Origin of the sequence: Devosia sp. (genome assembly GCF_036676215.1) — a bacterium.
Lineage (GTDB): Bacteria > Pseudomonadota > Alphaproteobacteria > Rhizobiales > Devosiaceae > Devosia.
This window is the reverse complement of sequence record NZ_JAKFDJ010000002.1, coordinates 1-24,400: the sequence shown is the minus strand read 5'-3', so window position 1 is coordinate 24,400 and position 24,400 is coordinate 1. Positions and strand designations below refer to the sequence as shown.

At 63.9% G+C, this 24,400-nt stretch carries 18 protein-coding genes and 1 tRNA gene; 10 read left to right on the top strand and 9 right to left on the bottom strand.

What is annotated here, in order from left to right; genetic code table 11:
- Window positions 1–421: 421 nt before the first annotated feature.
- Window positions 422–1,045 carry a DNA-3-methyladenine glycosylase I gene (locus V6M52_RS00270; protein WP_332692445.1) on the bottom strand — a complete coding sequence of 208 codons (624 nt, stop codon included), beginning with the start codon at window positions 1,043–1,045 and terminating at the stop codon, window positions 422–424.
- Between the two features lie 197 nt (window positions 1,046–1,242).
- Here V6M52_RS00270 and V6M52_RS00265 point away from each other — a divergent pair, with 197 nt between their 5' ends.
- Window positions 1,243–1,866, top strand: a complete 624-nt coding sequence (locus V6M52_RS00265) for a L,D-transpeptidase (RefSeq protein ID WP_332692443.1) — start codon at window positions 1,243–1,245, stop codon at window positions 1,864–1,866.
- Between the two features lie 65 nt (window positions 1,867–1,931).
- A complete protein-coding gene (locus tag V6M52_RS00260) occupies window positions 1,932–3,992 on the top strand; it encodes a TadE/TadG family type IV pilus assembly protein (protein WP_332698188.1) in 2,061 nt (686 codons plus the stop codon).
- Window positions 3,993–4,010: 18 nt separating this feature from the next.
- Here V6M52_RS00260 and V6M52_RS00255 read toward each other — a convergent pair.
- Window positions 4,011–4,087 (bottom strand) — tRNA-His (locus V6M52_RS00255).
- Window positions 4,088–4,360: 273 nt separating this feature from the next.
- Here V6M52_RS00255 and V6M52_RS00250 point away from each other — a divergent pair.
- From V6M52_RS00250 to V6M52_RS00220, 7 genes are all read left to right on the top strand, one after another.
- Complete coding sequence (locus tag V6M52_RS00250; RefSeq protein WP_332698185.1) at window positions 4,361–7,012, top strand: sensor histidine kinase; 2,652 nt, start codon at window positions 4,361–4,363, stop codon at window positions 7,010–7,012.
- 214 nt (window positions 7,013–7,226) lie between these two features.
- The gene (locus tag V6M52_RS00245) at window positions 7,227–8,273 is read left to right on the top strand and encodes an extracellular solute-binding protein (protein WP_332692434.1); all 1,047 of its coding nucleotides are present in this window, start codon (window positions 7,227–7,229) and stop codon (window positions 8,271–8,273) included.
- 52 nt (window positions 8,274–8,325) lie between these two features.
- On the top strand, window positions 8,326–9,960 hold the full coding sequence (locus tag V6M52_RS00240; RefSeq protein ID WP_332692431.1) for an ABC transporter permease: 1,635 nt from the start codon (window positions 8,326–8,328) through the stop codon (window positions 9,958–9,960).
- Window positions 9,961–10,038: 78 nt separating this feature from the next.
- Window positions 10,039–11,526 (top strand): ABC transporter substrate-binding protein, encoded by a 1,488-nt coding sequence (locus tag V6M52_RS00235; protein ID WP_442881791.1) that lies wholly within the window; start codon window positions 10,039–10,041, stop codon window positions 11,524–11,526.
- Window positions 11,527–11,688: 162 nt separating this feature from the next.
- Entirely contained in the window at window positions 11,689–12,642 is a 954-nt protein-coding gene (locus V6M52_RS00230) for an ABC transporter permease (protein WP_332692425.1), read from the top strand.
- On the top strand, window positions 12,639–13,478 hold the full coding sequence (locus V6M52_RS00225) for an ABC transporter permease (protein WP_332692422.1): 840 nt from the start codon (window positions 12,639–12,641) through the stop codon (window positions 13,476–13,478). The genes V6M52_RS00230 and V6M52_RS00225 overlap by 4 nt, the downstream gene beginning before the upstream one ends.
- On the top strand, window positions 13,465–15,024 hold the full coding sequence (locus V6M52_RS00220) for an ABC transporter ATP-binding protein (RefSeq protein WP_332698179.1): 1,560 nt from the start codon (window positions 13,465–13,467) through the stop codon (window positions 15,022–15,024). The genes V6M52_RS00225 and V6M52_RS00220 overlap by 14 nt, the downstream gene beginning before the upstream one ends.
- 7 nt (window positions 15,025–15,031) lie before the next feature.
- Here the strand turns inward: V6M52_RS00220 and bglA are convergent, their stop codons facing one another.
- The 7 genes from bglA to V6M52_RS00185 all read right to left on the bottom strand — a co-directional run bounded on the left by bglA (window position 15,032) and on the right by V6M52_RS00185 (window position 23,133).
- Window positions 15,032–16,702, bottom strand: a complete 1,671-nt coding sequence (gene bglA, locus V6M52_RS00215) for a beta-galactosidase BglA (protein ID WP_332698176.1) — start codon at window positions 16,700–16,702, stop codon at window positions 15,032–15,034.
- A gap of 62 nt (window positions 16,703–16,764) precedes the next feature.
- Window positions 16,765–18,078 carry a GH1 family beta-glucosidase gene (locus V6M52_RS00210; protein ID WP_332698173.1) on the bottom strand — a complete coding sequence of 438 codons (1,314 nt, stop codon included), beginning with the start codon at window positions 18,076–18,078 and terminating at the stop codon, window positions 16,765–16,767.
- Between the two features lie 89 nt (window positions 18,079–18,167).
- Window positions 18,168–19,247 carry an Mrp/NBP35 family ATP-binding protein gene (locus V6M52_RS00205; RefSeq protein ID WP_332698170.1) on the bottom strand — a complete coding sequence of 360 codons (1,080 nt, stop codon included), beginning with the start codon at window positions 19,245–19,247 and terminating at the stop codon, window positions 18,168–18,170.
- Window positions 19,248–19,423: 176 nt separating this feature from the next.
- Window positions 19,424–20,077 (bottom strand): fructose-6-phosphate aldolase, encoded by a 654-nt coding sequence (fsa, locus tag V6M52_RS00200; protein WP_332692408.1) that lies wholly within the window; start codon window positions 20,075–20,077, stop codon window positions 19,424–19,426.
- Between the two features lie 86 nt (window positions 20,078–20,163).
- A complete protein-coding gene (locus tag V6M52_RS00195; protein WP_332692404.1) occupies window positions 20,164–21,348 on the bottom strand; it encodes an amino acid aminotransferase in 1,185 nt (394 codons plus the stop codon).
- A 97-nt stretch (window positions 21,349–21,445) separates the two neighbouring features.
- Complete coding sequence (locus tag V6M52_RS00190; RefSeq protein WP_332698167.1) at window positions 21,446–22,375, bottom strand: electron transfer flavoprotein subunit alpha/FixB family protein; 930 nt, start codon at window positions 22,373–22,375, stop codon at window positions 21,446–21,448.
- On the bottom strand, window positions 22,375–23,133 hold the full coding sequence (locus tag V6M52_RS00185) for an electron transfer flavoprotein subunit beta/FixA family protein (protein WP_332698164.1): 759 nt from the start codon (window positions 23,131–23,133) through the stop codon (window positions 22,375–22,377). The genes V6M52_RS00190 and V6M52_RS00185 overlap by 1 nt, the downstream gene beginning before the upstream one ends.
- Before the next feature lie 364 nt (window positions 23,134–23,497).
- Between V6M52_RS00185 and V6M52_RS00180 the strand changes: the two genes are divergently transcribed.
- Window positions 23,498–24,400 (top strand): amidohydrolase (locus V6M52_RS00180; RefSeq protein WP_332698161.1); only part of this gene is annotated, 903 nt, incomplete at its 3' end.

Below are 24,400 nucleotides of genomic sequence, written 5' to 3'. Positions count from 1 at the left end.
GCGATGGAGAATTCGAGGCGCAGAACGACGCTGCCCTCGGGAAGGCTTTCATAGGTCATGATGGTTTCCGGGCGCGCCAAGACGCGAACCGGCCTCTGTTGGGGTTTGAGATGGGATGGAATCGGGGGCGCGAAGCGACCCGGTTTCAGCACATCACGGTCTGGTGGCTAGGAAAGTGTCCACGGCTGGAGAGCCGGGCGACGCAGGCGGCGGAGCTTCAGGCTCGGCCGAGATGTCGCATGGTAGGACCCTGGTGGTGGCGTTCGAATACTACTGTCATGTAGCTGCCTCCCTCGGGTTGGCGTTAGTGGACAGGCCGCTTCTAGCTCGCGATTCCGTGATCCGCAAGAATAGATGTGGCGGGATGACGCAGGCAGCCCGCATTGTTGCGCAATCGCAACAGGTTGCGAGGAGGCCAGTTCTAGCGCGGCCGGACCAGTGCGTTGCGTTCGACTTCGACTTCGTCGCGGCAGAAGCAGGTTTCGGCGTGGTCGTTGACCAGGCCCATGGCCTGCATGAAGGCATAGCAGGTGGTGGGGCCGACGAAGTTGAAGCCGCGCTTGCGTAGGTCCTTGCTGAGGGCGCGGGAGGCGTCGGTCTGGGCGAGGAGGCGTAGCGCGTCCCAACTGAGATCGTCGGGGCGATGTTCTGGGCGGGTCTCGAAGCGCCAGAAATAGGCGGCGAGCGAACCGAATTCCTGCTGCAGTTCGAGAGCGCGCTTGGCGTTGTTGATGGTGGCGGCGATCTTGCCGCGATGGCGGATGATGCCGGTATCGAGCAGCAGGCGCTCGATATCAGTCTCGGTCATGGCGGCGACGCTGGGGATGTCGAAGCCGTGGAAGACCTCGCGGAAACGCTCGCGCTTGCGCAGAATGGTGATCCAGGAGAGGCCCGACTGGAAGCCTTCGAGGCAGATCTTCTCGAACAGGCGCGTGTCGCTAGTGACCGGCCGACCCCATTCGCGGTCGTGATAGTGGCGATAGAGCGGATCGTCGCCGGCCCAGGGGCAGCGGGGCAGACCGTCGGGGACCGACTCACTCGACATAGGCAGGCTCCTTCACGCTGCAGATTCCATAAACCGACGCTGGTGCGATTGGAATCCGGTTTGGACCCGGGGCTTAGCTTTCCGCTAACCATCATAGGGATCAATGGCTTAACCATGCCGATTCACCGCATATTGGCCCTTGTGCGGCACTCTTGCGGCCAAGCCGGCATTGGCCGGCAGGAAATGTGGAAACTGCCATGATCGGGATGAAGACGGCCGGCAAGGGACTGCTGGCGCTGCTGATTGGACTATCGAGCCTGCTGCCGGCATCGGCACAGGGGCTGCAGCAGGGCTGGCGTTTCGCGCCACCGCCGGGCGTCACCATCGTTCAGGGCAAGCCGCGGCACGCATTGCAGTTGCAGGCCAATACACAGGTCAATCCGGTCTATCTGCGCCAGGTGGTGCAATATCCGACCGGTGAGCGCAGCGGCACCATCGTGGTCGATACGCGGGCGCATTTTCTCTATTTCGTGCTCGGGGACGGGCGGGCGCTGCGCTATGGCATCGGCGTGGCAAAGACGGGCTTTGAATGGAGCGGTACGCACAGGGTGACTCGCAAGGCAGAATGGCCGAGCTGGACGCCGCCCGCCGAAATGCTGCGTCGCCGGCCGGATCTGCCCCGCCACATGAGCGGCGGGCCGGACAATCCGCTGGGCGCACGGGCGCTTTACATTGGCTCGACGCTCTATCGTATCCACGGCACGACCGAGCCCTGGAGCATCGGGCAGAATGTGTCCTCGGGCTGCATCCGCATGACCAATGCTGACGTGATCGATCTCTATGGACGCGTAAAACTAAATAGCAAGGTAGTGGTCCTTTAATAAGGAATTTCCACGAGGATCGGGACGCTCCGCACTGGGGCAGACAACCTATGGGTGCCCGCGTCATGCATCGCTTCCTCTCCCTGGTTTCGCGTTTCGGACGTGACGAGCGCGGCGTTTTCGCGGTGATGTTCGGCCTGATGGCGATCGTGCTGATCGCCCTGGGTGGCGCGGTGGTCGACTATGTATCGCTGGAACAGGCGCGGAACCGGGCCCAGATCGCGCTCGACGCGGCGGCCCTGGCACTGCAGCCGGAGATATTTGAGGATAACCTGACGCCGGAGGAGATCCGCTTGCGGGCCGAGGAGCTCATGGTGGACCGCATCGGCGACGCCCGCATCGCGGCATCGATCAAGGCGCCAGTTATCAACGTCGACGAGGGCTCGCTGTTCTTCTCCGCCGAAGTGACCGTGCCGACGATCTTCGTGAGCCTGGTGGGCGTGCAATCCATGACCGCTCAAATCCAGTCCGAGGCGACGCGCAAAAAGCTGGCGCTGGAAATTGTCATGGTGCTCGATAATTCCGGCTCGATGCAGAACGAGAACCGGATGACGCGCCTGGTGGATGCCGCCAAATGCGCCACCTATATCCTGATGTATACCAAGACCGAGACCGCTGCTGGCAACGATCAGACCTGCGTGCCCACCGGTGATGCGGAGCTGGTGGAGGATGTGCGGATCGGCATCGTGCCCTTCACGATGTTCGTCAATGTCGGCGCTGCCAACGCCAATGAAAGCTGGATCGACCGGACCGCTGCGTCATCGATCCACTTCGACAACTTCGACAATGACGACGACGAAGAGCGCCTCGTGCTCTCCGCCCCGAACTACAGTTTTCCTACCCGCCAAACATTGTTCGCTGCAACCGGCGAGGCCTGGCGCGGTTGCGTGGAGGCGCGGCCGCATGCCAAGACCGGAACGCGGCCCGAGGAATATCTCGATACCGACGACACTGCGCCCACAGCTGGCGATACCCTATTCGTGCCCTTGTTCTCGCCCGACCTGGCCTACGGCACGGGGGGCAACAACTACATCAATGGCAGTGCCATTATCAACAACAGCTATATCAGCGGCACGGAAATCTATGACAGTCCCGCTATTTGCGACCGTCCGGCCCAAGGCACCACGCGTTGCGATATCGAAGAAGAACGCACGCGTTCGGGTTCATGGGCATCCTGGGGCAACCCACGCTTGAAAGAGGGTGCCGTTCTCTCCACGTCGCCGATCGACTTTGTTAGCAACGCCCTCTATCCAAACGCATTCTACGGGAACCTGCCTCCGAGCTGTGCGTGCCGCAATCCGACCTATACGACGAACTGGGACGGTACGACGACGCTGCAGACCAGAAACGGATATTGCTACAGCTTCGTCCCGCTAGGCCTGTCGCTCCGTGAGCGGCAGGAGCGCCTCTGCAAGTATTATGCGGGTGTGGGGTCAACCGGCTTCTCCCGTGGCCCCAATGCCGACTGCACGCGCACGTCGGTACTGCCGCTGACGAGCGATCCGGCCTCAGTGATTTCGACCATTGATGACATGCGGGCCGAAGGTGGCACTAACATCCATCAAGGCGCCGTGTGGGGTTTCCGAGTGCTCTCCCCAGGTGAACCGTTCGATGAGGGCGGCCCTTATAACGAGGCCACCAGCAAGGTCATGATCATCATGACTGACGGCGAGAACACCGATTACAACCTGTCAAATCACTGCAATCAGACCATGCGGGACCTCAACGGGAAGTGTTACAACACGGCCTACGGCTTCCCCTACAATTCGCAGAACAACAAGGCGGCATCGACCAGCGCCGGGACCGTCGAGCGCCTTGGCAAGCTTGCTGGCCCCAGCAATACCGGTGCGATAGGGGTCACTAACGCCAGCCTAGTGGCCGAGATGAATACCCGCACTGCGCAGACCTGTGCCAATGCCAAGGCACCGGGCACCGACATCACCGTCTATACGATCGGTCTGGCAACCGACTCCGTGAGCCAGAGTACGCCGGCCGTGGTGCAGGCGATGCTGACCAACTGTGCTTCCACACCGGACCGCGCGCGCTTTCCAGCTCTGTCCAGCGACCTCAAAGCTACGTTCGAGTCCATCGCGAACGAGCTATCCGCTTTGCGACTGGCACAGTGATGTCATTATCGAGGAGAATGGTACCGCCTCCCCGGATTGAACGGGGGACCTCTAGATCCACAATCTAGCGCTCTAACCAACTGAGCTAAGGCGGCAAATGCTCTGCGAGGGATGGCGAAACGCTCGTCCCGAAAGCGGGCGGAACATAGGTCGAGAAATCTAGGATGACAAGCACCGATTTTGCCTGCGGCTGACGGGGCAAGCTCATGGGCGACTTAACCATCCCGCCCGAAGGAAAGGCTCGGCCACAGCGCCGCACTGGACCCTGCCGGCTGCAGCCTATATTGAAGAAACCTTAAGCTTCCCGCTGCAATTGTGCCGGAATGGCACGAATGCCACCGCATCGGGGACGGAGACATTAATCGTATATGGATGCCGACTGGATCACATCGCCAAGCGCCCGCCGCGTGCTGCAGCATGCCGGGGACCCGCGGCCGGCGTGGCTCTGGTCGCAGGACGGCCAGGTGCTGCTGTGGCAGAACGACGCCGCGCCGCTGTTCCTGGGCAAGCTCAAGAAACACGGGCTGAAGCTGGCGCCGCCGGCCGTGCCGATCAAAGGGCAGATCGCGCGCAATATAAGGCTGGGTTCGCCCGGACGGACGAGCCTGGCGCGCATCCAGTTCATCGCGGGGGAAAGGCCGGCCTCAGCCACCTGCGCCACAACGCCGCTGCCGTGGCAGGACGGGCAGGCTGTGCTGCTGGTGGTGGGCGTGGACCCGATTGCGCCGGAGATTCTGGCGGCTGCCGATAGCGGGACCAACGCGGCTGAGCGCGAGCCGGAAGAATCGACTGATCATGTAGCGGTCGATGCCGAGACGGTCGGTGCGCCTGCGGCAGCCGATGCGGACTTCCTGGCCGCGCAGGACGCGCTGGCCGAGGGCGACGACGCAGCGCCAGCCGATGAAGCGGTGGCAATGCCCATCGTGTCGGATGAGAATGCCTATGCTCAGGAGCTGGAGAACTGGCGCGAGGCCGAGCAAGACGGCGCGGCGGCACCAGACCCTGCCGATAGCGAGCCGGTCGCTGAGCAAGAGACGTTGGACGAGACGCCGGCCAGCGGCGGTCCCGAAGCGCAGACCGACGCGGAGGCCGAATCCGCTGACGAAACAGAAGCAGAGGCGCCGACGGTCAGCCGGCTCAGCCAGTTGGTGGACCGGCTGGCGGCAGACGATGCGCTGTTTACGCCACTCAACGATGCCGACGACGCTCCTCCGCAGCCGCAAGTGGCGCCGGACGCGGGCGGCCTGTTCAAGGTCACCGGGCGAGGCTTTGTGCCGGACGAAGTCGAGCTGGAAACGCCGACCGCGGAATTGACCGATGCCGAGGCCGATCTTGGCGATCTCGCCGCGCTGGATGGCGGCGCCGATGAGCCCGCGACGCTGCCGGCCGAGGATGACGCGACCGACGATGACGTGCGGCACATGACCGAGGCGCTGGACGAACTGGCGCCCAGGCCGGCCGAGGACGCCGAGGCCGTGGAGCGCGTGTCACGCTACAATTTCGACGAGCTGGCGCGCATCCTCACCGATCGCGTGGGCGAGCCGGAGCCGGTGGTGCAGCCGCCGAAAAAGCTCGAGGAGCCAGCCCGCACGGGAGCGCTGATCAACCTGGGCGGGGAAACGCTGGTGCTCAACCGGCTGCCGCTGGGCATATTGGTGTTCCGCGACCAGCAGGTTCTGTTCGCCAATCGGGCGATCACCGAAATGGTGGGCTACGATTCGGTGGAAAATTTGCGCGCGGCAGGCCTTGGGGCGGTATTCCCCGCGGTGGGCGCCGAGGGTGAAGAGGGCGCCGGTCCGGTGAACCATCTGGTGCAGCGAGACGGTACGCTGGTGCCGGTGACGGCGCGACTGCAGTCGATTTCCTGGCAGGGCCGCCCTGCCCTGATGCTGTCGGCCAGCACGACCGAGGTCCGCACCGGGCACGAGGCCGCAGTCACGGCCTTTGCCCAGGCCTTCGCCGATGTGCGCGGCGACGGGTTCTTCGAGGCGACCCGCTCCGGGGTGATCAGCGCCATTACGCCGCGCAGTGCCGGCTTGCTCAATGTCGAGGGCATGCTCGAGGGCAAGGCACTGTCGACGCTGGTTTCCGGCGCTGACGTGGCGAGCCTGCGGGATTTCCTGGAACGCCCGGCACGCTTTGCCGAGACGGAGCGTCCCAGCCTGAGCCTGCGCTCGCTGTCGGGCAACGCCGAGATCGTGTTGTTTGCCCAGGGCCAGGCGGGCGTGATCACCGGCTATTTCGGGTTTGTGCGGGCACGCGAAGCGGCGGCTCCGGCGCGGCTCGCGGCCCCTTCGGAGGCTGATCCTGCGCTACTGGCGCGGATCAGCCGCGGCGTGCGCCGACCGCTCAACACCATTATCGGCTTTGCCGACCTGATCCGCTCCGAAGCCTTTGGCGCGCTGGAAAACGACCGCTACGAAAGCTATGCGCAGGACATCACCACGGCGGGTCAGGAGATCGCCGCGCTGGTGGACGAGCTCGACGACTATTCGCGGCTGCGCGATGGCCGTTACCTGCCGCAGCGCACCAGCATCGACCTGACCAGCCTCTTGGAAACCTGCGTCGTCCGCATCCGCAAGCAGGCCAGCGGGGCCCGCGTGATCGTGCGCAATGCCATTTCGGAGAGCCTGCCCCGCGTCACCGCGGACCGCGCCTCGCTGGCGCAGGCGGTGCTGAACCTGCTGGCCAGCGCCATCGACCAGACACCGAGCGGTGGCGGGGTGGTGATCTCGGCGCAGCGCGAGGATGACGGCGGCATCGCCATCCATGTGCGCGACAGCTCGACCAATGCCGTCGACATGGCCGAGCGCTTCGTGGTGTTCCGCGACGGCACAGGCCGCGATGGACGGGCGATGGTGCCGGTCCGCTCCAGCATCGGGCTGGCGCTGACGCGGTCGCTGCTGGCGGTCAACGCCTTTTCCCTCTCGGTCGACCCGGCCGGTGAACAGGGCATGCTGTTCTCGCTGATCGTGCCGGCCGACCTGGTCGAGCGCGTGACACCCGACGTCGCGGAATGACGCGCGGCCCCATGCGCCGCTCTGCCGCAGTCGAAAATAAGTGGATTTTTATAATCAGCTAATCGACTGATTTCGCTTGCATAAGTCCGTTCTCTTTTGAATGGTTCTAGACTTCAAGCTATTGATTTTGCTGAACATTATTGACTCCTGCGCACCGATTGAGGAGAAGGCGCCATTGCAGCGGGACCTTGACCTCGCCTAATGGAGTAGACACATGACCACGACCTCGCGCCTTGCGCTCGCCCTGCTCGGTTCAGTTGCCCTGATCGGCATTGCCGCACCGGCTTTCGCCCAGAGCGGCGAAGTGAACATCTACAGCTATCGCGAGCAGAGCCTGCTGCAGCCGCTGCTGGACAAGTTCAGCGAAGAGACCGGTATCAAGGCCAATGTGCTCTATGCCGGCGATGGCCTGCTGGAACGCGTTGCCGCCGAAGGTGAACTGTCGCCCGCCGACGTGGTGCTGACTGTCGATATCGGCAACCTGGTGGGTGCCGAGGAGCAGGGCCTGACCCAGCCGATCACGACCCCGGTGCTGGAAGAGCGCGTGCCGGAGGCCTTCCGCGACGACGATGACAACTGGACCGCGCTGTCGCTGCGCGCCCGCGTGTTCTACGTGTCCAAGGACCGCGTCGATGCCACGGCCCTCACCTATGAAGACATCACTGGCCCCGAGTGGAAGGGGCGCCTGTGCACCCGCCCGGGCGACCATGCCTATAATATCGGGCTTATTGCACAGCGGATCGCTGAACACGGCCTGGACGAGACCCGCACCTGGCTGACCGCCGTGCGCGACAACCTCGCCTATGCGCCGACCGGCGGCGACCGCGAAGGCGTCAAGAACATCCTGGCTGGCACCTGCGATTTGTCGATCACCAACACCTATTACATGGGCGCGATGCTCAACAACGAGGCCGAGCCGGAGCAGAAGGACTGGGCCGCTTCCGCCCGTATCATCTATCCGGACGCTGATGGCGAAGGCACCCAGGTCAATGTTGCCGGCGGGTTCATCGCCAGGTATGCGCCGAATGCCGAGAATGCCAATGCGCTGATCGCCTTCCTGCTGTCGGACGAAGCCCAGCAGATCTATGCCGACACCAACTATGAATTCCCGGTGGTGCCGTCGGTACAGCCTGCCGAGCTGACGCTGAGCTGGGGTACGCTGAAGGCTGTGGATACGCCGCTGGTGGAGGTCGCCGCACACCGCGCCGAAGCCGCCGCGCTTGTCGATGAGCTGAAGTTCAACGAAGGTGCGCAGAACTAGGATCGCATGCTCCAACACTCAGGGTGGTTGTTTGACGGCTAGACCTGCACTGATGACCAAACAGACCGGCAAGGCATTCGCTTTGCCGGTCGTTGCGTTTTTGCTGGCGGCCTTGATGGGGCTGCCGATCCTGTGGCTTGGCTGGGCGGCGATGCTCGCCGTCGGGGGCAGCAGCGGGCTGACTGCTACCATGCTGCCGACGGCCCTGCGGGAAACCGCCCTGCTGATGGTGTCGGTTGGCGTGGTCACGGGTTGCGTCGGGCTGATCGCCGCCTGGCTGGTGACGCATTACGAATTTCCGCTGCGGCGCCTGTTCGATTGGGCGCTGGTGCTGCCGCTGGCGGTGCCGACCTATCTGGCCGCCTATAGCTATGTCGAATTCCTCGGCTTTCCGGGTCCGGTCCAGACGATGGTACGCAGCATCAGCGGCGCGCAGACGCTGCGTGATTACTGGTTTCCCGATATCCGGAGCGACTGGGGCGCGGTGATCGTGCTGTCGAGCGTGCTTTACCCCTATGTCTATGTCGCCTGCCGGGCATTCTTCCTGATGCAGTCGGCAAGCCTCAATATCGCGGCGCGCACGCTGGGCGCCGGCGGAATGCGGACATTCTTCGCGGTGACGCTGCCACTATCACGACCGGCGCTGGTAGTGGGGGTAACGCTGGCGATGATGGAGGTCGTCAACGACCTTGGCGCGGTGCAATATTTCGGCATCAACGCCATCACCGCCATCATTTATTCGACCTGGATCAACCGCTCCGACTTCGGCGGGGCGGCGCAACTGGCGGTGACCGTGGTGCTGGTCATAGGCCTGTTGATCGCGGCCGAGCAGCGCGCGCGGCGCGACCGGGTCTATCTGGCCCATCGCGACAGCCGGGTGCCACCGGCGCGCGAGCTTCTGCAGGGCGGGCGGCGGTGGGCCGCACTCGGCTTCTGCCTGGCGCTGCTGGCGCTGGGGTTCGGCATTCCGGTGGGGCAGTTGGCCTATCTGGCGTTTCGCATCGTACTGCCGGAGACCATCGCCATGACGATGGCGGCGCTGGTGCCGACCGTGACGCTGGCGAGTCTGGGAGCGCTCATCACGGTGGTTATGGGCGTGGTGGCGGCCAAGCTGGCACGGCGAGCCGGCGCCGGTGGTCGGGGAGCGATCCGGCTGGCGACGCTGGGCTACGCCATTCCCGGCACGGTGCTGGCTTTAGGGCTGCTGCAGCCGCTGGGGCAGTTCGACCTGTGGTTCAACCGGCTGACCATGGCGCTGCTGGACTGGCGGCCGGGGCTGATCCTCAGCGGCTCTATGGCGGCGCTGCTCTATGTCTATGCGATCCGGTTCCTGGCGGTCAGCCATTCGAGCATCGACGCGGCGATGACGAAGCGCGGCGACTCCATGCTGGATGCCGGACGGGTGCTGGGCGTGAGCGGGCTGGGCCTGCTGTTCAGGATCGACCTGCCGACGCTGATGCCGGCGATCCTGAGCGCGGCGACGCTGGTCTTCGTCGAGATCGTCAAGGAATTGCCGGCGACGCTGCTGCTGCGACCGCTGGGGATCGATACGCTGGCGACACTGGTTTATATGCGCGCAAATGTCGGGCTTTTTGCCCAGGCGGCGCTGCCGGCGCTGTTCATCGTGCTGGCTGGCCTCATCCCGGTGATTCTTGCTACGCGACTGGGCGACCGTAGGAAAGTATAACGGGCCGGCACGCTGCCATGTTAGTGGCGGTCCCCTATATGATGCCACCAAGAGCGCGGAATGCGCGAAGCGCGGGGAATGAGGATGAACAGGACAATCAAGGCTCTGGGGCTGGCATTGGTGCTGACGACGGCGGCGGGCGGCCTGGCGCTGGCGCAGCCGACCGAAGTGCGCATCGGCGTGGCGCTGGAGCCACCGGCGCTCGATCCGACTGCCGGGGCGGCCGAAGCTATCGACATCGTCGTCTACCAGAACATCTTCGAGGGCCTGACCCGCGTCGACCAGAATGGCGCGGTGCAGCCGGGCCTGGCGGAATCCTGGACCATTTCCGAGGACAGCCTGACCTATACGTTCAAGCTGCATGACGGGGTGACCTTCCACGACGGCAGCACGTTCGATGCCGAGGACGTCAAGTTCACCTTCGACCGCATCCTGGCGGAAGACAGCGTCAGCGCGCACAAGGAATTCTACGAGCCGATCGAAAGCGTGACGGTGATCGACCCGCTGACGATCGAGCTCAAGCTCAGCCGGGTCGTCGGCAACTTCCTGTTCGACCTAGGCCGCGGCGACGCGGTGATCGTCGCGCCGGAAAGCGCCGACAACAATGCCAATGAGCCGATCGGCACCGGCCCCTTTGCCTTCCTGCAGTGGGACAAGGGCAGCCGGGTTGTGCTCGAAGCCTATGGTCCCTATTGGGGCGAGCCGGTGAGCCTGACCAAGGCCACCTATGTATTCATCGGCGATACGGCGACGATGATCAATGCGCTGCTCGCCGGCGATATCGATGGCACCAATAATTTTGGCCAGGAAGCGCTGGAAGTGTTCGAGGCCAATCCGCAGTTCCAGGTGCTGGTCGGCACGACAGAAGGCGAGACGATCCTTTCGACCAACAATACCAAGCCGCCCTTCGACAACATCAAGGTGCGCCAGGCCATGGCCCATGCGCTCGACCGGCAGGCAATCATCGATGGCGCCACCTATGGCTATGGCGTGCCGATCGGCAGCCATTTCGCGCCGCACAACCCCTATTATGTCGACCTGACCGGCACATACCCGCATGACGTGGACGCAGCCAAGGCGCTGCTGGCAGAAGCCGGCTTGCCGGACGGGTTCAGCGTTACGCTGAAGATGCCCCCGCTCGCCTATGCGCGCCTGTCGGGACAGATCATCGCCAGCCAGTTTGCCGAAGTGGGCATCAAGCTCGAACTGATCAACGTGGAATGGGCCCAGTGGCTAGAAGATGTCTATGCCAACAAGGACTATGACCTGACCATAGTGAGCCATGTCGAGCCGTTCGACATTGGCAACTATGCCAACCCCGACTACTACTTCGGCTATGACAACCCCGAGTTCCAGGCGCTGATCGAGACCCTCAATGGCACGACCGACGACGCCAAGCGCAAGGAACTTGCGGTTCAGGCGCAGACCATCCTCGCGAATGACGCGGTCAACGGGTATCTGTTCGAACTGGCGCAGACCGGCGTGTGGAACGCCAAGCTCACCGGCATGTGGCAGAACTCGCCCATCGAGGGGCTGGTGCTGCGGGATATCAAGTGGGTGGAGTGACGTCCCAAGTTTCGAGCGTGTGAGTACCCCCCTCCCGGCCTCCCCCACAAGGGGGGAGGTGCCGCGCGGTGATTGGGGCACGTTTATTAGCCAAGCACAGACCTTCACCTCCCCCCTTGTGGGGGAGGCCGGGAGGGGGGGCGGCCGGCCCTTGCCCCATCGGTGATCCTCTTCGCCCTCCGCCGCTTTCTCGGATTTGCCGCGACGCTGCTGGTGGCGGCGCTGGTCATCTTCTGGCTGCTCGACCTGCTGCCAGGGGATCCGGCGCAGTTCATCCTCGGCATCAATGCCACGCCGGACTCGGTGGCCAGATTGCGGGCCCAGATGGGGTTGGACGCGCCGGCCCATGCGCGGTTCTTCGGCTGGATCTGGGGCATGCTGCAGGGCGATTTCGGCATGTCCTACACGCAGCGCGCACCCGTTGCAGAGCTGATCTGGGGGCGGCTCGGCGTGACGCTGCCGCTATCGGTCATGGCCATGGTGATTTCGGTGGTGGTGGGGTTGCCACTGGGCATCTTGGCAGCACGGCGGCGCGGCAAGCCGCTCGATACCATTGTCATGGTGCTGGCGCAGACCGGCATCGCCATTCCCAATTTCTGGTTCGGCATGCTGCTGACACTGCTGTTCGCGGTGGCGCTGCGCTGGCTGCCGCCAGGCGGCTTTACCCCGTGGGACGAAGACGCCAATGCGGCATTGCGCGGGCTGATCCTGCCCAGCTTGGCGCTGGCGCTGCCACAGGCCTCGATCCTGGCGCGGGTGATGCGGACGGCGCTGGTCGATGTGACCAGCCAGGACTATATCCGCACCGCGCGCGCCAAGGGGCTGACGATGGGCGAGGCTGTGTGGCGGCATGGGGTGCGCAATGCGCTGCTGCCGGTGCTGACGATCCTCGGGCTGCAATTTGCCTATCTGGTGGCCGGCACCATCATCGTGGAAAACGTGTTCTACCTTCCGGGTCTCGGCCGGCTGATCTTCACCGCCATTTCCGAGCGCGACCTGATCCTGGTCCGCGGCGCGACCATCATTCTCATCGTGACGGTGACAGCCACCATGCTGGCGACCGATCTCGCCTATGCGCTGGTCGACCCGCGCCTCCGCGAAAGGAGCGCGCCATGAAGCGGCTATGGTCCCATCCAAGCCTTTTCATCGGACTGGTCGCCACGCTGGTCTTTGTCGCCATCGGACTGTTGTCGCTGGTGTGGACGCCCTTCCCCATCGAACAGATCAACATTACGCGCCGCTTTCTGGCGCCCGGCGCCGAGCACTGGCTGGGCACGGACAATCTGGGCCGGGACATGGCCTCGCTGGTCATGTCCGGCGCCTGGACGAGCTTTCTCGTCGCGACCATCGCCGTTGCCATCGGCGTCGGCGTCGGTGTGCCGCTGGGACTGGCCGCTGCCGCCTGGGGCGGTGCGATCGAATGGCTGGTGCTGCGCCTGACCGACTTCGTCTTCGCCTTCCCGGCGGTCATCGTGGCGATCCTCATCACCACGCTGATCGGACCCGGCGCGGTCAACGCCATCGTGGCCATCGGCATTTTCAATATCCCGGTATTCGCGCGGGTGGCGCGCGGCGGGGCGCTCAGCATTGCCACGCTCGACTTTGTCGCGGCGGGGCGGCTGGCCGGGCTGGGCAATGCAATGATTGCCTGGCGGCACCTACTGCCCAACATCATGAGCCTGCTTATCGTGCAAGGCACCATACAGATGTCGCTCGGCATCCTGGCCGAAGCGGGCCTCTCCTATATCGGGCTGGGCACCCAACCACCGGCGACGAGCCTGGGGCTGATGCTGCGCGACGCGCAGGGGATGTTCCTGATCCACCCCTGGCTGACGCTGGTGCCGGGGCTGGTTATCGTGCTCATCGTCATAGCGCTCAATATCGCGGGCGATGGCCTGCGCGACGCTATCGACCCCCGGCTCCGGCAAGGGAATCCCAATGTCCTTGCTTGAAGTTTCGGGCCTCTCCGTGCGTTTCGGAAACACCGAAGTCGTCTCCGACGTGAGCTTCTCGCTGCAGCGCGGGGAGCGGTTCGGCATTGTCGGGGAAAGCGGATCGGGAAAAACGCTGACGACGCTGGCCATTTCCGGCCTGCTGCCCGACGACGCCGTGATGGGGGGAACCATTACGCTGGACGGGGAACCCCTGCCCCGCGCAGAGCGTGCGATGGCGCGGCTGCGCGGCGAGCGCATCGGCATGGTGTTCCAGGAACCGATGACGGCGCTTAACCCGCTGATGCGGGTAACCGACCAAATCGAAGAGGCTATCCGGCTCAACATTGCCCATGGCACGGCGCAGATCGAAGTTCCCTATCTGCTCGAGGAAGTCGGGCTGGAACTTCGCCACGGCGACCGCTTCCCGCATCAGTTGTCCGGCGGGCAGCGGCAGCGTGTGATGATCGCCATGGCGCTGGCGAGCCGACCGGACCTCTTGATCGCCGACGAGCCGACATCGGCGCTCGACCTCATCACCCAGCGCAAGGTGCTCGACCTGATCGCCGATATCTGCGCGCGGCGGCAGATGACGCTGCTGTTCATCAGCCACGACCTCAAGGCAGTGGCGGCGCTGTGCACGCGGGTGGCGGTGATGCACAAGGGCCGGCTGGTCGAGGCGGGTCAGGCCATGAGCGTCTTCTCGGCGCCGAAGCAGCCCTATACGCAAAGGCTGGTGGCCGCGTCGCGGTTTGATTTCCCGCCCCTGGAGCGCCCGGCCTTTGGAGCGAACCTGCTCGAAGTCGACGGCATAGTGCGCGACTACCGGCAGGGCGGAGCGCTGTTCTGGGCGAACAAGCCGCTGCGGGCAGTGGATGCAGCACGCTTTTCCATCGCCACGGGGGAGTGCCTGGCACTGGTCGGGCCGTCCGGGTGTGGCAAGACCACGCTGGCCAAGATCATCGCCGGGCTCGATACAGCCACCGCCGGCGAACTGCGGCTAGGCGGCACGCCCTATCATGGATCCGACCTGCCCAGGACGCTGCGGCGCGATATATCGCTGGTGTTCCAGGATCCGTTCGGCAGCTTCAACCCGCGGCTGACGATAGCGGACTCGCTGGGCGAACCGCTGCGCCTAGAGCCGGGCCTGTCGCGTGAGACAGTGCGGCAACGGCTGGTCGAGTCGGTCGAGGCGGTCGGGCTCGATGGCAGCATGCTGGAACGCTATCCGCACGAATTCTCGGGCGGGCAGCGCCAGCGGCTGGCAATTGCCCGGGCGCTGGTGACGAGGCCCAAGCTGCTGGTGCTCGATGAGCCGGTGTCGGCGCTGGATATGTCGGTGCGTGGGGAGGTGCTGGCGCTACTGGCGCGATTGCAGGCCGATTTCGGGCTGACCTACCTCATCATCAGCCATGACCTGGACATGGTGCATGCCATGGCCGACCGGGTGCTGGTGATGGAAGCCGGCAGGATTGTCGAGGAGGGCAAGCCGGAACAGATCTTTGCCAATCCGCAGCATCGGCTGACGCGCGACCTGATGGCCGCGCGCCTGCCGCAAGTCGCGTGACGCGGCGCTAGAGCACGCCGATATAGGACCCGAACGGCTCGAGATCGAGTTCGCCGTCGATCGGGGCGGCAGTGACACCGGGGCAGCCGGCATCATGAGGTACGAGATCGGCCGGAACGACGAATTCGGTGGCCGTTTCGCCCATATTGAAGACGCAGAGCAGGCGCTCGGCGCCCGCCTCGCGAACAAAAGCGAGGACATTGCCCGGGGCGTCGAGCAGCCTGATGGAGCCCTTGACGAGTGTCGGATGGGCCCGCCGGAACTGCAGCATCGCGCGGTAGAATTCGAGTACCGAACCATCGACCTTGTCCTGCGTGTCAACAGCATGGACGAGGTGTTCGGCCGGTACGGGCAACCAGGTGCGGTTGGCGGTAGAAAAGGCACCATTGGCGGCATGCGCCTGCCAGACCATGGGGGTGCGGCAGCCGTCGCGGCCCTTGAACTGGGGCCAGAACTCGATGCCGTAGGGATCGACCAGATCCTCGAAGGCCAGTTCAGCCTCCTTGAGGCCCAGTTCCTCGCCCTGATAGAGACAGACCGAGCCGCGCATGGCCAGGAGCAACGTCACGGCCAGCCGGGTGAAGGCATCCTCCTGCCCGTGGACGGCCCAACGGCTGACATGGCGCACCACGTCGTGATTTGAGAAGGCCAGACAAATCCAGCCATCGGGGGCAGCCGCTTCAGCGGCGGCGATCGCCTTGCGGAAATGGGGGGCGGAGAATTCGCCGCCGAGGAAGTCGAAGGTATAGGCCATGTGCAGGCGCTCGTCGCCCGAGGTGTATTGCGCCATGACTTCGAGCTGGTGCTGGCTGTCGCCGATTTCCCCGACCGTGGTCTTGCCCGGATATTCATCCATCATGGCGCGGATGCGCTTGAGAAAATCTAGGTTTTCAGGCCGTGACTTGTCGTAAAGGTGTTCCTGGAAATTGTAGGGATTCACCGCCGGGGCGGTCGAGGCGTTGAAGTCCTCCGGCTTGACCACCGGATTGGATTCCAGCCCTGTCGAATGAAAATAGAAGTTCACCGTATCGAGGCGAAAGCCGTCGACGCCCCGCTCCAGCCAGAAGCGCATGTCGCCCAGGAGAGCATCCTGCACGTCGGGATTGTGGAAGTTCAGATCGGGCTGGGCGACCAGGAAGTTGTGCAGATAATACTGCATGCGACGGCTGTCCCAATGCCAGGCCGAGCCGCCGAAAATGGAGAGCCAGTTGTTGGGCGGCGTGCCATCGGGCCTGGGATCGGCCCAGACATACCAATCGGCGCGGGCATTGGTGCGATTCTGCCGGGATTCGGCGAACCAGGCATGCTTGTCGGACGAGTGGGAAATCACCTGGTCGATAATGACCTTCAGCCCCAGCGAATGAGCCTTCTGCACCAGCCGGTCGAAATCCTCGAGCGTGCCGAAGCTGGGGTCGATGCCGCGATAGTCGGACACGTCGTAGCCGAAGTCCTTCATCGGCGAGGTGAAGACCGGCGATAGCCAGATGGCGTCGACGCCCAGGTCAGCGACATAATCGAGGCGGCTGGTGATGCCCACGAGGTCGCCGATGCCATCCCCGTTCTGATCCTGGAAGGAGCGCGGATAGATCTGATAGATCACCGCACCGCGCCACCAATCGCTATCGATGGCGTGCTCCTCGGGGACCTTGGGCTCGGTCATCAGCGAAATGGCGGTCATGAATTCTTCCTATTGGGCCGACCGCCACTTAACCTCGCACCTATGATCGAGGCAAGGCAGCCTCAGCGCGTATTGTGCAGCATGCCCTGGAAGGCGTGATAGCTGGATTTGGGCGTGCGCCGCTGGGTCTCGTAGTCGACATGAACGATGCCGAAACGCTTGTTGTAGCCTTCGGCCCATTCGTAGTTGTCGAGCAGCGACCAGGCGAAGTAGCCGCGCACATCGGCGCCCTCTGCGCGGGCGGTGAGCACCGCCTTGAGGTGATCCTCGTAATATTTGACGCGGCGCGGATCGTCACTGCCCTCAACCTCGGCCATGCCGTTCTCGGTCACGTAGAGCGGCAGTTTGGTATATTCGCTGGAGACGCGGACCAGCAGGTCGCTGAGCCCCTTGGGGTAGATTTCCCAGCCGATATCGGTCTTCTCCAGCGGACCCTTCACCTGCTCGATGGGGTTCCCGGGTGTTTCGGAAGCCTTGTAGATGCCGCGGGTGTAGTAGTTGATGCCCAGCCAGTCGAGCGGACGGGAAACGACCGCCATGTCGTCCTGATAGCCGGTGGGGAGATGCTCGCCGAGCCAGTTGGTGACGACTTCGGGATATTGGCCCTTGAGCACGCCGCCCAGATACCAGCGATTGAACAGGGCATCGCCCAGGTCCATTGCCGCAAGGTCTTCGGGCTTGTCGGAAGCGGCCTCGGACTTTTCAAGGTTCAGTACGATGCCCAGGTTTTTCGCGCCATTGGCACGCAGCGCATCGATGGCGGTGCCGTGGGCGAAGAGCACATGATGCATGGCGCGCGCAGCGGCGCGCATGTCGCGGTAGCCCGGCGCGTGGATGCCGAGATAATGGCTGAGGAAGGCGACACACCAGGGCTCGTTGATGGTGGCCGTGGCGGTGAGCCGGTCACCGAATTTCTGGGCGATCAGTGCCGCGTAGTCGCCGAACCAGCCGGCGATGTCGCGGTTCATCCAGCCGCCCTTGTCCTGCAGCGCCGAGGGCAGGTCCCAATGGTAGAGCGTCGCGTAGGGCTTGATGCCGCGTTCGAGCATGCCGTCGACGAGGCGGTCGTAATAGTCGACGCCGGCCTGATTGACGGCCCCGGTGCCTTCGGGGATCAGGCGCGGCCATGCAAAGGAAAACCGATAGCCGTCAAAGCCGCCATCGCGGATCAGATCGAGATCCTGCGGCCAGAGTTCGTAGTGGTTGCAGGCCTTGATGCCCGTATCGCCATTGTGGACATTGCCGGGGGTGGCGGAGAAGCTATCCCAGATTGACGGACCGCGGCCATCGCGCTGGCCACCCTCGATCTGGTAGGCGGCAGTGGCCACGCCAAAGGTGAAATCCGGACCGAAGTCGTTGCGGTCGATCGAGAACATAAAGGCTCCTCTGGCCGGCATTTGCCGTGGTTCGGCCAGCCAGATAGCCGATGAAGAGGATTTATGCAATCGATTGCAAATGGTTGACGCTACGTTCGCAAGCGCGGCGTATTTGCCAGTATCTGCCGCGCAATGGCGCGGAAGGCCGCGGCTTCGGAGCCATCAGGGGCCGCGGCGACCGCTGGCTCTCCGGCATCCGAGCCTTCACGGATGGAGATGACCAGCGGGATGGCGCCGAGGAAGGGCATACCGAGGTCAGCGGCAGCGCGCTCAGCCCCGCCAGAGCCAAAGATGTCGTAGCGGGTGCCGGTATCGGGAGCGATGAAGAAACTCATGTTTTCGACCAGGCCCAGAATGGGCACACCGAACCGGGGCAGCATATCGATGGCCTTCTTGGCGTCGATCAACGCCAGATCCTGTGGGGTGGAAACGACGACCACCCCATCGAGCTCGGCCTGCTGAAATAGCGAGATATGGATGTCACCGGTGCCGGGCGGCAAGTCGATAACAAGAATATCGAGCTCGCCCCAATCGGTCTCACGCAACAGCTGGCGGAGGGCCGAGGTGGCCATCGGACCGCGCCACACCACGGCCTGGTCCTTGACCAGCATGGAGCCGATCGACATGGCTTTGAGGCCAAAGGCCTCGTGCGGCGAAAAGATGCCGTCGTCGCGAATGGCCGGCTGGCCTTCGAGGCCTAGCAGCTTGGGAATGGAGGGACCATAGAGATCGGCGTCGAGGATGCCGATCCGGAGACCTTCGGCCTGGAGGGCCAGGGCGATATTGACCGCCGTGGTGGACTTGCCGACGCCGCCCTTGCCGGAACCGATGGCGATGATGTGCTTGATGCCCGGAACGGCGGTCTTGCCGGCGGGTACCGGCTTGCCGTGCGAGAAGGTGGGGCCGGCCTTGGGCGGCGGCTTGCCGCCGGTGAGCGAGACCATGATCTTGCGGGGGCCGGCGAGCTTTTGCGCGACCTGCTGGGCCTGTTCGCGGGCGGGGCCGAAGGCGGCTTCCATGCCCGGGGCGACGGCAATGGCGAAGGCCACGGCGCCGGGGGTGACGATGATATCGGAAAGACCCGCATAGCCGGCCAGGTCCCCGCCGCCAGGGATTTCAACGGCGGCAAGGGCGGACTTGATGGCGGCGGCGAGTTCAGTATCGGCCATGGGCGGCTTTCGTATTTCGGGCCCCGGCGCCCCTCTCCCGTTGCGGGAGAGGGTGGATCGGCCGCAGGCCGAGACGGGTGAGGAGTTTGCCTCCTCACCCTTGCTGCTTGAGAGATCGCGCGGCCCTCATCCGGCGCTGCGCGCCAGCTTCTCCCGCAAGGGGAGAAGGGAGAAACCTAGACGATCGACTGGCCGGTAGCCTTCCAGTCCTTGAGGAAGCCCTCGATGCCCGCGTTGGTCAGCGGGTGGTTGGCCAGCTTGCGGATCACGTCGGCCGGGATGGTGGCGACATCGGCGCCGGCCAGCGCGACCTGGGTCACGTGATTGGGGGAGCGGATCGAAGCGGCCAGGATTTCGGTGTCGAAAGCGTAGTTGTCGTAGATCTGGCGGATGTTCTCGATCAATTCGACGCCATCGAGGTTGATGTCGTCGAGGCGTCCGAGGAACGGCGAGATATAGGTCGCGCCAACCTTGGCGGCGAGCAGGGCCTGATTGGCCGAGAAGCAGAGCGTGACATTGACCTTGATGCCGCGCTCCTTGAAGGTCTTGGTGGCCTTGAGGCCCGCGAGGGTCAGCGGCACCTTGACCACGACGTTTTCGGCCAGCGCTGCCAACACGGTGCCCTCGGCGATCATGCCGTCATATTCGAGCGAAGCGACTTCGGCGGATACCGGGCCGGGAACGATCGAGCAGATTTCCTTGACGACTTCCTTGAAGTCGCGGCCGGACTTGGCGATCAGCGAAGGGTTGGTGGTCACGCCATCGAGGAGACCCGTTTCGTAGAGTTCCTTGATGTCCTTGATTTCTGCAGTGTCGACGAAGAACTTCATGGTTCCCTCCTAAAAATGTGTTCTGCCGTGGCCGGTTAGCCAAGGTGTAGCACGACAAAACCTTGCCGCAAGCCGAATGAAGAGCGCTATTTGATTGCCGCGAGCATCGCTTCGGCCAGGTCGCCGACGCGATCTTCGGGGATGCCGGCGACATTGATGCGACTGTCACCAATCATATAGATACCATTGGCGGCTTTTAAATGTTCGACCGTCTCGTTTGGCAGGCCAAGCAGCGAAAACATGCCGCGATGGGCGGCAATGAAATCGAAATCCTTGGAATTGCTGCGCTGACGGATGGCCTCGCTGAGCTTTTCGCGCAGGCGGATCATGCGGCCCCGCATGGCGTTGAGTTCGGTTTCCCACTCGGCGCGGAGCTCGGCATCCTCAAGGATGGTGCGGATGATTTCGGCGCCGTGATCGGGCGGCTGAGAATAGGCGCCGCGGATGATGTTGAGCAGCTGTGACTGAGCGATATCGGCCTGGGCCGCGTCACGGGCGATGAGGATGGCGGCGCCGACGCGCTCGCGGTAGAGGCCGAAATTCTTCGAGCCCGAGAAGGCGATGAGCGCCTCGGGCACCGAGGCAATCACCTTGCGGGTGCCATAGGCGTCTTCGAGCAGGCCATCGCCGAAACCGAGATAGGCCAGGTCGATGAAGGGCAGCGCGCCGGTGCGGGCGAGGCTGGCGGCGACCTGGTCCCACTGGGCATTGGTGAGGTTGGCGCCGGTGGGGTTGTGGCAGCAGCCATGCAGCAGCACGACGTCGTCCTTGCCCAGCTTGTCCAGCGTCGCCAGCATTTCGGCGAACTTCACGCCGCGGGTTTCGGTGTCGAAATAGGGGTAGGTCCTGACCGTCAAACCGGAATTTTCGGCGATCGGGTTGTGGTTGGGCCAGGTCGGATCGGACACCCAGACGGTGGCGCCGGGCTTGGCGCGATTGACCAGTTGCATCAACACCCAGAGCGAGCCGGTTCCGCCCGGAGCCTGGGCGATGCGGACGCGGGAGCGGTCGACGCTGTCGGCCAGAGCCAGGTCGAGCACGGCAGCGCCATAGCCCTTGTTGCCGGCAATGCCGAGGTAAGTCTTTGTCTTGCCAGCCGAAAGGATCTTCTGCTCGGCCTTTTTGACCGAGGTCATGATCGGGGTCGTGCCCTGCTCGTCCTTATAGACGCCGACGCCGAGGTCGATCTTGGTGGGGCGCGGGTCGGCCGCGTATTCGCCCATGAGCGCCAGGATCTTGTCGCCGGGGGCCTTGGTCAGGGTCTCGAACATGTCTGGGGTCGTTCCGTTGGGAGGCGGGGTTGTTATAGGCGGCGGCGTAGAATTTGCAATCGGGGGCGGTTGCACACTTGGTGCCACACACTCGGTGTCAGCGAGAAACTCCAGCTTTATCCAACTCCACCAGCAATTGCGGAATGACCTCGAAGAGATCGCCGATCAACGCCACGTCGGCGAGTTTGACCAGTGGGGCTTCGGGATCGGTGTTGATGGCGACGATCTTCTTGGCGCCCTGGATGCCGGCGAGGTGTTGCAGGGCGCCGGAAATGCCGATGGCGATGTAGAGATCGGGTGCGATGATCTTGCCGGTCTGGCCGACCTGCCAATCATTGGGGGCGTAGCCGGCGTCGACGGCGGCGCGGGTGGCGCCGATGGCGGCGCCGAGCTTTTTGGCAAGGGATTCAATCAGTTGGAAATTCTCGGCCGAGCCGAGGGCAATGCCGCCGCCGACGACGATCTGGGCGGTGGCGAGATCGGGCGTGTCGCTTTCGGTGCGGTGCGACGCGATCAGCCGGGCGACGGAAGCCACCGAATTTTCAATGGTTTCAATCGGCGCATCATTGCCACCTGCGGCTGCGCGGAAGGCAGAGGCGCGGATGGTGAGGACGTGCTTGGCCTGGCCATCGCTGACAGTCTGGACGGCGTTACCGGCATAGATCGGGCGCTCGAAACGGGTGGGGCCAAGGATTTTGACGACGTCGGTGACGGGCATCAGATCGAGCTTGGCCGCTACACGTGGCATTCGATCCTTACCCACACTCCCGGCAGATTGGGCGACATAATGATAACGTTCGGCCAGTGCCGCGATGACGGATGCATCGGCATCGGACGTGGAAACGCCTTTGGCCACCAGCACCTTGGCGACGCCGGCAAGCTTTGCAGCCTCGGCCGAGACGTTTTCGATGTCTTCGCCGATGACCAGCAGGTCGATCGGCCCCAGTTCGCTCACCGCGTGGACGACGCGGGCGGTGGCGGGTGCGAGGGCGCCGAGATCGTGGTCGGCAATAACGAGGACGCTCATCACAGCGCCTCCATCTGGGAGACTTCAGTGGCGATGAAGGCGGCCAGTTCAGACACTGAGCCCACGGCCTTTCCTGCCACACGCTCGGCGGGCGGGGATATCTTCTCCACCGTGAGGCGGGGCGTCAGGTCGACGCCGAATTCGGCGACAGGGCGGACGGCCAATGGCTTGCTGCGCGCCTTCATCACCATGGGCAGCGCGGCGTTGCGTGGGGTGTTGAGGCGAAGGTCGGCGGTCACGATGGAAGGGAGCGGAATGCCCACCGTCTCGCGGCCCGAATCGACTTCGCGGGTGACTTCCAACCCCTGCCCCACCACTTTGATCTCTGACGCAAAAGTGGCCTGCGGGCGATTGGTCAGCGCGGCGAGCATCTGGCCGACGTGGTTGCTGTCATCGTCGACGGCCTGCTTGCCGAGGAGGACGATGTCGGGATTTTCTTCGGCAACCACCTTGGCCAGCAGCTTGGCGAGGGCGAGGGTTTCGAGCTCGGCATCGGTCTCGATGAGAATGCCGCGATGGGCGCCCATGGCGAGGGCGGTGAGGATGACATCGTTGGCCGCCTTGGGGCCAATGGAGACGACGACGATCTCGTCGCCATGGCCGGCCTCGGAAAGCTGCACCGCCGCTTCGACGGCATGCTTGCAGAAGGGGTTCATCGACATGCGGACCCCACTGGTCTCGACGCCACTGCCATCGGGACGGACCCGGATGCGGACGTTGTGATCGACGACGCGCTTGATGGCGACCAGGATTTTCATGGGCAGCTCCGGCAAGGTGCCGGTGTCATTACAAAATTGGCCAGCACGGGCAAGCCGCGGCAGGGGAAATTTGGGCTAGGGACGGGAGGATTGTTGGAAAAGCGATGCGAGCACCCTCTCGCTTTGTGGTCGCAGGACTCTCAGTCGTCACCCTCCCCCTTGCGGGGAGGGATCAAGGGTGGGGGTGTTTAGTCGATACCGTGGCTCTCAACACCCCCTCCCAACCTCCCCCGTCGAGGGGGAGGTGCCGCTCCGTGGTTTTGGCGGCATAGGGGCATGCCTGCACGACACAAAACCATGCTAGTGTTGACCTTACCGATTGGGACAGCGACACTGACCCAGAATTGACCGCTTCGGACCCAATATGCCTGTTCTCAACCGCATTGCCGAGTTTCACCAGGAGATCGCCGGCTGGCGACAGGACTTCCACGCACACCCGGAGATTCTCTACGACGTGGTGCGGACGGCCGGGGTGGTCGAGCAGAAGCTGCGGGAATTCGGCTGCGACGAGGTGGTGACCGGGATCGGGCGCACCGGCGTCGTCGGCATCATCAACGGGCGGACCAACACGACCGGGCGGACCATTGGCCTGCGCGCCGACATGGATGCGCTGCCGGTAACCGAGCGGACAGGCAAGGGCTACGCCTCGACCGTGCCGGGCAAGATGCATGCCTGCGGGCATGACGGGCATACGGCCATGCTGCTGGGCGCAGCGAAATATCTCACTGAGACGCGCAATTTCGACGGGCGGATCGCGCTGATCTTCCAGCCGGCGGAAGAAGGCGGCGCCGGCGGCAAGGCCATGCTGGCCGATGGACTGGTGGAGCGCTTCAGCATCGACGAATTCTATGGCATGCACAACTGGCCGGGCATGCCAGTGGGGCATTTCGGCATTCGCGCCGGCGGCATAATGGCAGCGACGGACCGGTTCTATATCGACATTACCGGCAAGGGCGGTCATGCGGCGCGGCCGCAGACCACGATCGACCCGATCATGGTGGCGGCGAACATGATCGTGGCGCTGCAATCGATCGTGTCGCGCAATGTGGACCCGCTCGCCAATGCCGTGCTGTCGGTGACGATGGTGGAGGCCGGCGAGGCGGATAATGTGATCTCCCAGACTGCCAAGATCACCGGGACGGTGCGGACGCTCGATCTTGCCGTGCAGGACCAGATCGAACAGCGACTGGCCGATTTCGTGCCGCAGTTTGCGGCCAGCTTTGGCGCCGAGGCGACGGTTCGCTATGCACGAGGCTATCCGGTGACG